This is a genomic window from Micromonospora maritima (assembly GCF_902825405.1).
Classification (GTDB): Bacteria; Actinomycetota; Actinomycetes; order Mycobacteriales; family Micromonosporaceae; genus Micromonospora; species Micromonospora maritima.
Window position 1 is genome coordinate 1 of the sequence record NZ_CADEAU010000137.1, and the last position, 11,887, is coordinate 11,887.

The 11,887-nt window shown below is 72.6% G+C and carries 10 protein-coding genes; 4 read left to right on the forward strand and 6 right to left on the reverse strand.

Features of this window, described 5'->3' with window-relative positions; translation table 11 throughout:
* The 6 genes from HUW36_RS14905 to HUW36_RS14930 all read right to left on the reverse strand — a co-directional run.
* On the reverse strand, positions 1-673 hold a 673-nt coding region (locus HUW36_RS14905; protein WP_174528713.1), incomplete at its 3' end, for a thioredoxin family protein.
* Between the two features lie 199 nt (positions 674-872).
* Positions 873-2,561, reverse strand: coding sequence for a coenzyme B12-dependent isobutyryl-CoA mutase large subunit (gene icmA, locus HUW36_RS14910; RefSeq protein WP_174528714.1), 1,689 nt, complete (start codon positions 2,559-2,561; stop codon positions 873-875).
* A 93-nt stretch (positions 2,562-2,654) separates the two neighbouring features.
* Positions 2,655-3,068 carry an Asp23/Gls24 family envelope stress response protein gene (locus HUW36_RS14915; protein ID WP_174528715.1) on the reverse strand — a complete coding sequence of 138 codons (414 nt, stop codon included), beginning with the start codon at positions 3,066-3,068 and terminating at the stop codon, positions 2,655-2,657.
* A 65-nt stretch (positions 3,069-3,133) separates the two neighbouring features.
* Positions 3,134-4,009: a hypothetical protein gene (locus tag HUW36_RS14920; protein ID WP_174528716.1), complete on the reverse strand. Its 876-nt coding sequence runs from the start codon at positions 4,007-4,009 to the stop codon at positions 3,134-3,136.
* An 88-nt stretch (positions 4,010-4,097) separates the two neighbouring features.
* Complete coding sequence (gene meaB / locus HUW36_RS14925) at positions 4,098-5,081, reverse strand: methylmalonyl Co-A mutase-associated GTPase MeaB (RefSeq protein WP_425487239.1); 984 nt, start codon at positions 5,079-5,081, stop codon at positions 4,098-4,100.
* Between the two features lie 5 nt (positions 5,082-5,086).
* On the reverse strand, positions 5,087-6,286 hold the full coding sequence (locus tag HUW36_RS14930) for an acetyl-CoA C-acetyltransferase (RefSeq protein ID WP_174528718.1): 1,200 nt from the start codon (positions 6,284-6,286) through the stop codon (positions 5,087-5,089).
* 62 nt (positions 6,287-6,348) lie between these two features.
* Here HUW36_RS14930 and mce point away from each other — a divergent pair, with 62 nt between their 5' ends.
* The 4 genes from mce to HUW36_RS14950 all read left to right on the forward strand — a co-directional run.
* Positions 6,349-6,813 carry a methylmalonyl-CoA epimerase gene (mce, locus tag HUW36_RS14935; protein WP_174528719.1) on the forward strand — a complete coding sequence of 155 codons (465 nt, stop codon included), beginning with the start codon at positions 6,349-6,351 and terminating at the stop codon, positions 6,811-6,813.
* Positions 6,814-7,110: 297 nt separating this feature from the next.
* Positions 7,111-8,466, forward strand: coding sequence for a crotonyl-CoA carboxylase/reductase (gene ccrA / locus HUW36_RS14940; RefSeq protein WP_098747380.1), 1,356 nt, complete (start codon positions 7,111-7,113; stop codon positions 8,464-8,466).
* A gap of 253 nt (positions 8,467-8,719) precedes the next feature.
* Positions 8,720-9,976: a DivIVA domain-containing protein gene (locus HUW36_RS14945; RefSeq protein WP_174528720.1), complete on the forward strand. Its 1,257-nt coding sequence runs from the start codon at positions 8,720-8,722 to the stop codon at positions 9,974-9,976.
* A 169-nt stretch (positions 9,977-10,145) separates the two neighbouring features.
* Positions 10,146-11,887, forward strand: a 1,742-nt coding sequence (locus tag HUW36_RS14950; protein WP_246248178.1) for a coiled-coil domain-containing protein, incomplete at its 3' end; no start/stop codon positions are given.

Below are 11,887 nucleotides of genomic sequence, written 5' to 3' on the forward strand. Positions count from 1 at the left end.
CCTGCGGGTCCGCGCCGGACACCCGGCGGGCCAGCCCGACCTGCGCCAGGCCCGCTTCCGCCGCCGCGTCCGCCGGGGACTCGGCCAGGATCTTCCGGTACGCCGCCTCGGCGGCGTCGAGGTCGCCGCTCATCAGCGCGTCGTCGGCCGCGTCGAGCCGCGGGTCCTCGGGCTCGGCCACGGTGACCCCGGCGGCCTTGAGCACGGCCTGGAGCCACTGCCGCAGCTGGGATTCGGGCACCACGCCGGGGAAGGCGTCGACCGGACGGCCGCCGACGATGGCGTACGTGGTCGGCAGGGCCTGGAGCTGGAACATCTGCGCGAGCCGCGGCTGCTGCTGCACGTCGACCCGGGCCAGGAGCCACGTTCCGGCGCCCTCGGCGGCCAGCCGCTCCAGCACCGGGGCGAACTGGTCGCTCTCCGGATAGCCGGCGGCACCGAAGAAGACCACGACCGGTGTGGAGAGCGAGCGTTCGAGCACCTCGGACTGGATGTTCGCCTCGGTCACGTCGATCACCGCGGCCGAGCCGGCGGGGCTGCCCGGCAGCCCGGCGGGCGGGCCGCCCGGTGACGGTGTGGCGGAGGTGGTGTCGGCCGGTGCGGGGGTGCGCAGCGCGCTGAGGTCGACCGCGCCGCGGGTGAAGATCGACGAGGTGATCCGTGGGTCGCTCATGGTTGTCTAGTCTCGCACGTGTCACACGGAACGCCGCTCACCCGCAACGGCGACGTCGCCACTCTCACCCCTGCTCAACCCCCACGCCGCGCCCCCACCGCCACCTCCCCGCCATCGTGCACGTTCCGTCCCGGCAAATGCGACGAACTGCCGCGTGCCGAGGGCCCGACGTGCACGATCGCCGGGGAGGTCCGGAGGGTCAGAAGCGGGCGGGCTCGCGGTAGACGCCCCACTCGGCGCGCAGGGCGTCGCAGATCTCGCCGAGGGTGGCCTCGGCGCGGACGGCGTCGAGCATGGCGGGGATCATGTTCTCGCCGCTGCGGGCGACCTCGACCATCCGCGCCACGGCGGCGGTGACCGCGGCGTCGTCGCGGGCCGACTTGCGTTCGGCGAGCACCCGGCGCTGCTCCAGCTCCACCTCGTGCGAGATGCGCAGGATCTCCAGGTCCTTGGCGACCGTGCCGGTGTGGCAGTTGACGCCGACGATCTTCTTGTCGCCCTTCTCCAGCGCCTGCTGGTAGACGAACGCCGACTCGGCGATGTGCCCGGTGAACCAGCCGTCCTCGATGCCGCGCAGGATGCCCGAGGTCATCGGGCCGATCGTGTGCGGGCCCTCGCCGCCGAGCTGCCTGATCCGGGCGAAGATCTCCTCCGCCTCGGCCTCGATCCGGTCGGTGAGCGCCTCGACGTACCAGGAGCCGCCGAGCGGGTCGGCCACGTTGACCACCCCGGTCTCCTCCATCAGCACCTGCTGGGTACGCAGGGCGATCTCGGCCGACTCGTCGGTGGGCAGGGCGAGCGTCTCGTCCAGCGCGTTGGTGTGCAGCGAGTTGGTGCCGCCGAGCACCGCGGCGAGCGCCTCCACGGCGGTCCGGACCACGTTGTTGACCGGCTGCTGGGCGGTCAGCGACACCCCGGCGGTCTGCGTGTGGAACCGCAGCCAGAGCGCCTTCTCGCTGGTCGCGCCGTAGACGTCGCGCAGCCAGCGGGCCCAGATCCGGCGGGCCGCGCGGAACTTGGCGATCTCCTCGAAGAAGTCCACGTGGGAGTCGAAGAAGAAGCTCAGGCCGGGGGCGAACACGTTGACGTCCAGCCCGCGGGAGAGGCCCAGCTCGACGTAGCCGAAGCCGTCGGCCAGCGTGTACGCCAACTCCTGCGCGGCGGTCGAGCCGGCCTCGCGGATGTGGTAGCCGGAGACCGACAGCGGCTTGTAGCGCGGGATCTCCCGGGCGCAGTACTCCATCAGGTCGCCGATCAGGCGCAGGTGCGGCTCGGGGTCGAACAGCCACTCCTTCTGCGCGATGTACTCCTTGAAGATGTCCGTCTGGAGCGTGCCGTCCAGCGTGGACAGGTCGGCGCCCTGCCGCTCGGCGGCGACCAGGTACATGCAGAAGACCGGCACGGCCGGGCCGGAGATGGTCATCGAGGTGGTCACGCCGGCCAGGTCGATGCCGTCGAAGAGCACCTCCATGTCGGCGGCCGAGTCGACCGCGACGCCGCAGTGGCCGACCTCGCCGAGCGACTGCGGGTCGTCCGAGTCGCGGCCCATCAGCGTCGGCATGTCGAAGGCCACGGAGAGCCCGCCGCCGCCGGCGCCGAGGATCATCTTGTAGCGCTCGTTGGTCTGCCGGGCGTTGCCGAACCCGGCGAACTGCCGGATGGTCCAGGTCCGCCCGCGGTAGCCGGTCGGGTGCAGACCCCGGGTGTACGGGAACTCGCCCGGCCAGCCGATCCGCTCGAAGCCCGGGTACGCGGTGCCCTCCGGCGGGCCGTACACCGGGTCGACGGGCAGCCCGGAGAGCGTGGTGAAGTCCGCGTCGCGCTTGCGGGCGGCGTCGTAGCGGGCCTGCCAGCGGGCCCGGCCGGCGGCGATCTCGTCAGCGTCCATGCGCGGAGCTCCTCCTCGAGTCCTCGTGAAGACCGAGTGTAGAACGCCGCCCTGAACGATCGCTAAGGATGTGCGTACCGGCCGGTAACCGGATCAGGCGGACGGCACCACCGGGCCACCCAACGCCACGTCGTCGACCTTGATGTTGATCTCGTCGACGCGCAGCCCGTACGCCTCGACGGCGGACGTGACCGCGACCCGCACGCCGTCGGTGACCTGCGGAACCGGGTGGCCGCCGTCGATCACGATCACGAGGTTGACCACCGCCGCGCCGTTCGTGACGTGCGCCGTGCAGCCGCGCCGCGCGTCGCCGACCTGGTCCAGCCCGACCCGGTCGAGCACCGCGTTGAAGAAGCGGGCCACGTCGCCGCCCAGCTCGGCCACGCCGGGCACGGACCGCGCGGCGGCCACCGCGATCTTCTCCACCACCTCGTCGGCGACGTGCGTGGCCCCGCCGGCCGTCGCGTCCGGCGTCACCGACAGCTCCTGCGTAGCCTCGTCAGCCATGCTCTCCCACCGAGTTCGTCCGCGTCCCACCCGGGCGGCGGGGCGCTGCGAGCGTACTAGTGGGGTCATCCACCGTGGGGGCGGCCCGCCCGGCCCGGCAGCCCGATCCGTCCCTCGGTGATGCGCCGGAGCCCTCGCGGGTCGGCCAACTCGGCACGCGCCCACGGATGCTCGTGGAAGAACGCCAGCGCGTACAGCACGGTCACCGGGTCGGTGGCCAACCAGAGGGTGCGGACCACCAGCCGAGGTATCTCCCGCACGTCGCCGGTGCCGAACCATCCGGTGTGGCGGCGCACCACGGTGTCCGGGGACGGATCAGCCTCGACCACGATGGCGGCGCCGCCGGCCCGCACGCCGGCTGCGACCTCGCGCACCGCATGCCACGGAACGACGTGCAGGTGGACCAGGCCACGATGGGTGATCCCGGCCGGCGAGATCGTCACCCCGCCCACCCCCAGCCGCAGCACGGTGACCAGGAACCAGCCGAGCAGCAGCGACAGCGCCCCGACGAGGACGGCCACCAGCAGATCGACCGTGCCGCCCATGGCCGCCGACACGAGGGCGAGCGAGCTGCTACCCAGCAGGCTGAGCAGCATCAACGCGGCCAGCCAGTAGTACGCCCAGCGGGAGTATCCGAACCGGACCCCCGTCGCGCCGTCCGGCGTCCGCACCGACCGGGCGCGCCGCGCCGAGCGTCGACGCGGCAGCCACACCACGGCGGAGAAGCCCAGCAGGTGCACGAGGAGGATCAGGCCGAACCCGCCCAGCAGGATCCCGAACCCGTCGCGGTCACCGACCGCGGTCACCATGATCCACATCGTGCACACGACCATGACCGCGATGAACGCGATCCCCGTCGTCCGCAGCGGTGACCACCGTGGACCGACACCGTCGGCACGCCACGGGGCGGCCCGGCCGCCGGTCGCCGCCTCCGCATCCATGCCGTCACCCCCGTCGATCGGTGTCGACAGGGGTGCCCCGTGCCGGGCCCGGCCAACCCCGATCGGTGGGACCGGCCCGGCCGGCGCCTCAGGAGCCGAGCTGGCTCAGCAGGTCGTCGGCCGCCGCGTACGGGTCGATCGCGCCCTCGGCCACCTTCGCCGCGAGCGTCGGGAGTTGCGTGCCGTCGCGCAGCGAGCCGATCCGGGCGCGGAGCGTGCCCAGCGCGATCGCCTCGATCTCGGCAGCGGCCCGCGCCTCCCGCCGGCGGCGCAGCTCACCGTGCCGCTCCAGCCAGTCGCGGTGCTTGTCGATCGCGGCGGCGATGTCGTCGATGCCCTCGGCCCGGGCGGCGATGGCGCGTACCACCTGTGGCCGCCACTCCCCCGGGCCGCGCTCGCCCAGCGCGATCATGCCCTGGATGTCGCGGACGGTGGCGTCGGCGCCGTCCCGGTCGGCCTTGTTGACCACGAAGACGTCGGCGATCTCCAGGATGCCGGCCTTGACCGCCTGGATCGCGTCCCCCATGCCCGGGGCGAGCAGCACCAGCGTGGTGTCCGCGAGCGACGCCACCTCCACCTCGGCCTGCCCGACCCCGACCGTCTCGACCAGCACCACGTCGCAGCCGGCGCCCTCCAGCACCCGGACCGCCTGGGGCGTGGCCGCGGAGAGCCCGCCCAGGTGGCCCCGGCTGGACATCGAACGGATGTAGACACCGGGGTCGGTGGCGTGGTCCTGCATCCGTACCCGGTCGCCGAGGATCGCCCCGCCGGTGAACGGGCTGGACGGGTCGATGGCCAGCACCCCGACCCGGTGACCGCGTGCCCGCAGCGCCCGCACCAGCTCGTTGGTGGTGGTCGACTTGCCCACCCCGGGCGAGCCGGTGAGGCCGACCACCTGGGCCTGCCCGGCGTACGGCGCCAGCGCGGCCGCGACCTGCGGCAGCACCTCGTCGCCCGACTCGACCAGGGTGATCAGCCGGGCCACCGCGCGGGGGTCGCCCGCGCGGGCCCGTTCCACCAGCAGGGGTACGTCCCGGCTGCGGCGCACCGGGCCGGCGGCCCGGCTGTTCACGTCACTCACGCCTGGGTCTCGCCACCCGTCGGCACGTGGATGATCAGCGCGTCACCCTGCCCGCCACCGCCGCAGAGCGCGGCCGCGCCGGTCCCGCCGCCGCGCCGCTTCAGCTCCATCGCCAGCGAGAGGACGAGGCGGGCACCGGACATGCCGATCGGGTGGCCGAGCGCGATCGCGCCGCCGTTGACGTTCACCTTGTCGGGGCTGACGCCGAGGTCACGGGTGGACTGGATGCCGACCGCCGCGAACGCCTCGTTGATCTCGATCAGGTCGAGGTCGTCGATGCTCAGGCCGCCCTTCTTCAGGGCGTGGTTGATGGCGTTGGACGGCTGCGAGTGCAGCGAGTTGTCCGGCCCGGCCACGTTGCCGTGCGCGCCGATCTCGGCCAGCCAGGTGAGCCCCAGCTCCTTGGCCTTGGCCTTGCTCATCACGACCACCGCGGCGGCGCCGTCGGAGATCGGCGACGAGCTGCCGGCGGTGATGGTGCCGTCCTTGGTGAAGGCGGGACGCAGCCGGCCCAGCGACTCGGCGGTGGTGTCCGGGCGGATGCCCTCGTCCTCGCTGATCACCAGCGGGTCGCCCTTGCGCTGCGGGATGACCACCGGGGTGATCTCGTCGCCGAAGTGACCGTTCTTCTGCGCGGCGGCGGCGCGCTGGTGGCTGGTGGCGGCGAACGCGTCCTGCTCCTCGCGGGTGATGCCGTGCTTCGCGCCGTGCCGCTCGGTGGACTCGCCCATGGAGCAGCAGTCCCAGGCGTCGGTGAGGCCGTCGAGGGCCATGTGGTCCTTGACCGTCACGTCGCCGTACTTGTAGCCGGAGCGCTGACCGAGCAGCAGGTGCGGGGCGTTGGTCATGGACTCCATGCCGCCGGCCACCACGACGTCGAACTCACCGGCCCGGATGAGCTGGTCGGCGAGCGCGATCGCGTCCAGCCCGGAGAGGCAGACCTTGTTGATGGTCAGCGCCGGGGTGGACATCGGGATGCCGGCCTCGACGGCCGCCTGCCGGGCCGGGATCTGCCCGGCGCCGGCCTGGAGCACCTGGCCCATGATCACGTATTGCACCTGCTCGGGCGCGACGCCGGCGCGCTCCAGGGCCGCCTTGATCGCGATGCCACCGAGCCTGGTCGCGGGGAGGTCCTTGAGGTTGCCCAGCAGGCGCCCCATGGGGGTCCGCGCGCCGCTGACGATCACCGAAGCCATTGCCTGCCTCCGAGGGGGTGCCGACCTGTACGCCTTAACGATTGTTCGGTCAGACTAGCGCCATGGCTGAGAACTCCCCCGTCGAGCCCGCTGCCGAGTTTGTCACAGACATCGGCCTGCGCCGCATCGACCACGTCGGGATCGCCGTGGCCGACCTGGACGCCGCGATCGACTTCTACCAGCGCACGTTCGGTATGCGCTGCGTGCACACCGAGACGAACACCGAGCAGGGCGTACGCGAGGCGATGCTGGCGGTCGGGCCGGACGCCTCCGGCGGCATGGTGCAACTGCTCGCCCCGCTCTCGCCGGACACCACGATCGGCAAGTTCCTGGACAAGCGCGGCCCGGGCATCCAGCAGGTCGCGTACACGGTTGCGGACATCGACGTGGCCTGCGCGGCGCTGCGCGAGCGCGGCGTCCGGCTGCTCTACGAGGCTCCCCGGCGGGGCACGTCGGACTCGCGGGTCAACTTCGTGCACCCGAAGGACGCCGGTGGCGTGCTGATCGAGCTGGTCCAACCCGCCTGAGGTGTAAGGAAGGGCCCCTTGTTAACAGACGTCTGTTAACAAGGGGCCCTTCCTAACACGTGGGAACGCGCGCGGCCATGCGCGGTTGCGCGTTCCCACGGACACCTCCACGCATCGGCGGATGCAGTTTTTCACACAGGGCTTCCCGCCCTAGCTACCGTTCAGTAACGTCCGGCCCCACAGGAACGCGACCGGTGCCGGATGTGTCGATTGCCGACATGGTGGTCCCGTCGCACCGGCGCCGACGATGGCAGCACCCCTGCCCCCGGTGTGGGTGCGGACGAACGGGAGGTCACCGTGCAGGACATCCTCGAAGCGATCATGGCGGCGGAGGGCTCGGCGCAGCCGGAGCGGGACCTCGCCGGGCTGGCCGGCCTGCCGGTGCCGGAGAGCTACCGGGGCGTGGTGGTCCGCGCCGAGGACACCCGGATGTTCGACGGCATGGCGACCCGCGACAAGGACCCGCGCAAGGCGTTGCACGTCCAGGAGGTGCCCACCCCCGAGCTGGGCCCGGGCGAGGCGCTGGTCGCGGTGATGGCGAGCGCGATCAACTACAACACGGTGTGGACCAGCATCTTCGAGCCGCTGCCCACCTTCAAGTTCCTCCAGCGCTACGGCCGGCTCTCCGAGCTGACCCGGCGCCACGACCTGCCGTACCACGTGGTCGGGTCGGACGCGGCGGGCGTGGTGCTGCGCACCGGGCCCGGCGTGACCCGGTGGAAGGCCGGCGACGAGGTGGTCGCGCACTGCCTGTCGGTCGAGCTGGAGGACGCCGCCGGCCACGACGACACGATGCTCGACCCGCAGCAGCGGATCTGGGGCTTCGAGACGAACTTCGGCGGCCTGGCCGAGCTGTGCGTGGTCAAGGCCAACCAGCTGATGCCCAAGCCGCGCCACCTGAGCTGGGAGGAGGCGGCCAGCCCAGGCCTGGTCAACTCCACCGCCTACCGGCAGCTCGTCTCGCACCACGGCGCGAACATGAAGCAGGGTGACGTGGTGCTGATCTGGGGTGCCTCCGGCGGCCTCGGTGGCTACGCCACCCAGATGGCGCTCAACGGCGGCGCGATCCCGGTCTGCGTGGTCTCCTCGCCGGAGAAGGCCGAGCTGTGCCGGAAGATGGGCGCCGAGCTGGTCATCGACCGCAGCGCCGAGGGCTTCCGGTTCTGGAAGGACGAGGAGACCCAGGACCAGGACGAGTGGCGCCGCTTCGGCGAGCGCATCCGGGAGCTGACCGGCGGCGAGGACCCGGACATCGTCTTCGAGCACCCGGGCCGGGAGACGTTCGGCGCCAGCGTCTACGTCGCCAAGAAGGGCGGCACGATCGTCACCTGCGCGTCCACCAGCGGCTTCCTGCACCAGTACGACAACCGCTACCTCTGGATGCACCTCAAGCGCATCGTCGGCAGCCACTTCGCCAACTACCACGAGGCGTGGCAGGCCAACCGCCTGGTCGCGCTCGGCAAGGTGCACCCCACCGTGTCCAAGACGTACGCGCTGGAGCAGACCGGCCAGGCCGCGTACGAGGTGCACCGCAACGCGCACCAGGGCAAGGTCGGCGTGCGCTGCCTGGCCCCCACCGACGGGCTCGGCGTCCGCGACACCGAGCTGCGCTCCCGCCACGAAAGCGCGATCAACAGGTTCCGCGGGCACTGACCGTACGGTTGTCCCGGATTACCTTTCCGGACGACCGGGACACCATTCGACCGTCGTGCTGACAAAGGGCCGCGGGCACCCGCCCGCGGCCCTTTTCCCGCCCCGGTCCGGGCCCGGTCCGACCCGCCCGGGACCTGCCAAGATCGCCGGTTGGTCCGGTCCCGCCGCCGGGCGGAGTTGACCATGTAAACAGGACGCGAAAGCTGCCGACCACTCTTGCGAACCACCCTGGGGCGTCTGCGAGTATGTCCCAATGCCCCAGCAGCAGTCCTCCCCTCTTGCGTTCTTCGATAACGCGAACTCACAGCCCGATTTCACCGTTGGCCTGCGTGGATACAACACCAACCAGGTCGACGACTTCATCGGCCGGCTGAGCGCCGCACTGAGCCAGTCCGAGCAGGCCCGCGCCGAGGCCGAGCAGCGGATGAACGACGCGCAGCGCCGCCTCCGCCAGGCCGAGCAGCGCCAGGGCGCGCTCGAGCAGAAGCTGACCGAGACCAACAAGCAGCTTGAGGAGAACAGCCGGCCCACGCTCAGCGGCCTGGGCACTCGGGTCGAGCAGATCCTCCGGTTGGCCGAGGAGCAGGCCAACGACCACCGCAACGAGGCCAAGCGCGAGTCGGAGGGCATCCTCTCCGCCGCCCGCCTCGAGGCGCGGGAGATCACCGACAAGGCCCGCGCCGAGGCGGCGGCCATGAAGGCCACCGCCGAGCGCGAGGCCGGCAGTGTCCGCACCGCCGCCGAGCGGGAGGCCGCCGAGGTGCGCGTGCAGGCCCGCCGCGAGGCGGACACCCTCCGCGCCGACGCCGACCGGGAGACCAAGCAGCTGCGTACGGTCACCGCGCACGAGGTGGCCGAGCTGAAGTCCACCGTCGAGCGGGAGGTCGCCACCCTGCGCGCGACCGCCGAGCGGGAGATCACCCAGCAGCGGGCCAAGGCCGCGCGGGAGGCCGAGGAGAAGCGGGCCGAGGCGACCAAGCTGCTCACCGACGCGCGCGACAAGCGCGACAAGGACCTGCAGGCCCTGGAGCTCCAGCTCGCCGAGCGGCGCGAGAAGGCCGAGCGCGAGGAGTCGGCGCGGCACGCCGCCCAGGTCTCGCAGACCCAGAAGCTGGTGAACGAGGCCGAGCAGCGGGCCCGCGCCGCCCAGGAGCGGGCGAAGGAGATCGAGCAGCGGGCCGAGGCCCGGCGCGTCGAGTCCGAGCGCACCGCCAACGACACGGTCGACAAGGCCAAGGCGCTGGCCGACAAGACGCTCAACGAGGCGCGCGCCGAGGCGCAGCGGGTGCTCAACGAGGCCCGCACCGAGGCCGAGCTGACCACGCAGGCCGCCCGCCGCGAGGTCGAGGACCTCACCCGGCAGAAGGACGCGGTCACCTCGCAGCTCGGCCAGATGCTCTCCGGCCTGGCCGGCATCGTGCCGGGCGTGCCGGCCGGTGGCGCCAACAAGGCCGAGGCCCCGAAGGCCGACGCCTCCGGGCAGAAGGTGACGGCCGAGTCGGCCAGCTGATCGACCACCCGCTGACGGGGCATGAGCCACGGCGCGGGGTGACACCGGGTGACCGGTGCCGCCCCGCGCCGTCATGCTGTCCGGCCCGTTTCGCCACGAGGGTGAAGTAGGTCCCAGAAGGGGCGTCCGTATCGCCCCAGCAGAGCCGGATGCGTGTGAGGATGGGGGCATGTCGCACGGCGAGGAACTGTTCGCGCTCGGCGGGGACGTGACCACGGAGCCCAGCTTCGAGTCCGCGCTGCGGGGATACGAGAAACGACAGGTCGACCGCTACGTCGCCCGCGCGGAACACGAGATCGCGGCGCTGGCCACCGAGCGGGAGCAGGCGTACACCCAGATCCACAAGCTGGCCGGCCAGGTCGAGGTGTTGCAACGCGACCTCGCCCAGGTGCGCAAGCAGATCGGGGTGGTGGACCGCGCCTCGTTCCGTCACCTCGGTCCGCGGGTCGAGCAGATCCTCACCATGGCCGAGGAGCAGGCCGACGACATCCTCGCCGCCGCCAACGAGGAGATCGAGGCCCGCCGGGCCGCCGCCGAGCACATCGTCGAGGAGGCCCGGGAGCAGGCCGCCCAGGCACTCAAGGACTTCGAGATCGCGCTCGCCGCCCGGCGGGCCGAGGAGGAGCGGCACACCGCCGCCCGCAAGGCCGAGGCCGAGGCCACGCTCAAGGCCGCCAAGGACGAGTCGACGAGGCTGCGGACCACCGCCAAGGACGAGTCGGACCGGCTGCGCACGGCCGCCCGGGACGAGGCCGAGAAGCTGCGCCGGACCGCCCAGGACGCGCTGGCCAAGGCCCAGCAGGAGGCCACCCAGCTGCGGGACACCGCCAAGGAGATCCACTCCCGGGCCCAGCAGGAGGCCGCGCGGCTGCGCGAGTCGGCCAAGGAGGCGCTGGCCAAGGCCCAGCAGGAGGCGAACCAGCTCCGCGAGGCGGCCAAGGAGGTGCACGCCAAGGGCCAGCAGGAGGCCAAGCGACTCACCGACGCCGCCGCCGAGGCCGGGCGGGCCACCCACGCCAAGGCGCTGGCCGACGCCAAGAAGATCGTGGACGACGCGGAGGAGGCCGCCAAGGTCACCCGCGGCCGCGCCCGGACCGAGGCCAACCGACTCACCACCGAGGCCGCCGAGGCGGGCAAGCGCAACCGCGCCGAGGTCGAGGCGTACGTGCAGCGCATGCGCACCGAGACCGAGGCGTACGTGCAGCAGGCCCGCGCCCAGACCCAGCAGGAACTGGGCGCCTGGCGGGCCGGGGTGGAGAAGGAGGTCACCGAGCAGCGGGGGAAGGCGGAGAAGGAGCTGGCCCAGCGCCGGGCCGCCGCCGAGCAGGAGTTCGCCAAGCGCCGCGACGAGCTGGACAACCAGCACACCAAGCGGCACGAGGAGCTGGAGAAGGCGTACGCCACCCGGCGCGACGAGATCGAACGCGACGCCGCGAGCATCCGCCAGGCCGCCGAGTCCGACGCGCTCGGCATGCGGCAGCAGGCCGAGCTGGAGGCCGCCGAGCTGCTGCGCCGGGCCGAGGCGGACGCCACCGCCCAGCGCCGCAAGGCCGACGAGCACGTCGCGGCCTCGCGGCGGCAGTTCGAGGAGTACGCGGCCACCACGCAGCAGCACCTGGCCACCACCCAGCAGCACCTCGCCGCCACCCAGCAGGAGGTGGCCGCGGGCCGCCAGCAGCTCGCCCAGGTGATGCTGGAGATCGCCAAGGCGCAGCAGGAGCTGGCCGACCTGCGTACCGAGACGTGGAAGTCGCGGCAGGAGTCCGACGACCTGGAGCGCCGGCTCACCGATCTGCGACGCGACGCCGACTCGGCCGGCATCGCCGCCACCCCGGTCGACCCGGGCGACCTCGCGGCCGCCGCGGGCGGCGACAGCGGCCGCCCGACGGGTGACGGCGCCCCGGTGGGCAG

Coding starts and splice junctions, on each gene's coding strand:
- icmA (WP_174528714.1), bottom strand. CDS start 2,561: ATGGACGCTGACGAGATCGCCGCCGGCCGGGCCCGCTGGCAGGCCCGC.
- HUW36_RS14915 (WP_174528715.1), bottom strand. CDS start 3,068: ATGGCTGACGAGGCTACGCAGGAGCTGTCGGTGACGCCGGACGCGACG.
- HUW36_RS14920 (WP_174528716.1), bottom strand. CDS start 4,009: ATGGATGCGGAGGCGGCGACCGGCGGCCGGGCCGCCCCGTGGCGTGCC.
- HUW36_RS14930 (WP_174528718.1), bottom strand. CDS start 6,286: ATGGCTTCGGTGATCGTCAGCGGCGCGCGGACCCCCATGGGGCGCCTG.
- mce (WP_174528719.1), top strand. CDS start 6,349: ATGGCTGAGAACTCCCCCGTCGAGCCCGCTGCCGAGTTTGTCACAGAC.
- HUW36_RS14945 (WP_174528720.1), top strand. CDS start 8,720: ATGCCCCAGCAGCAGTCCTCCCCTCTTGCGTTCTTCGATAACGCGAAC.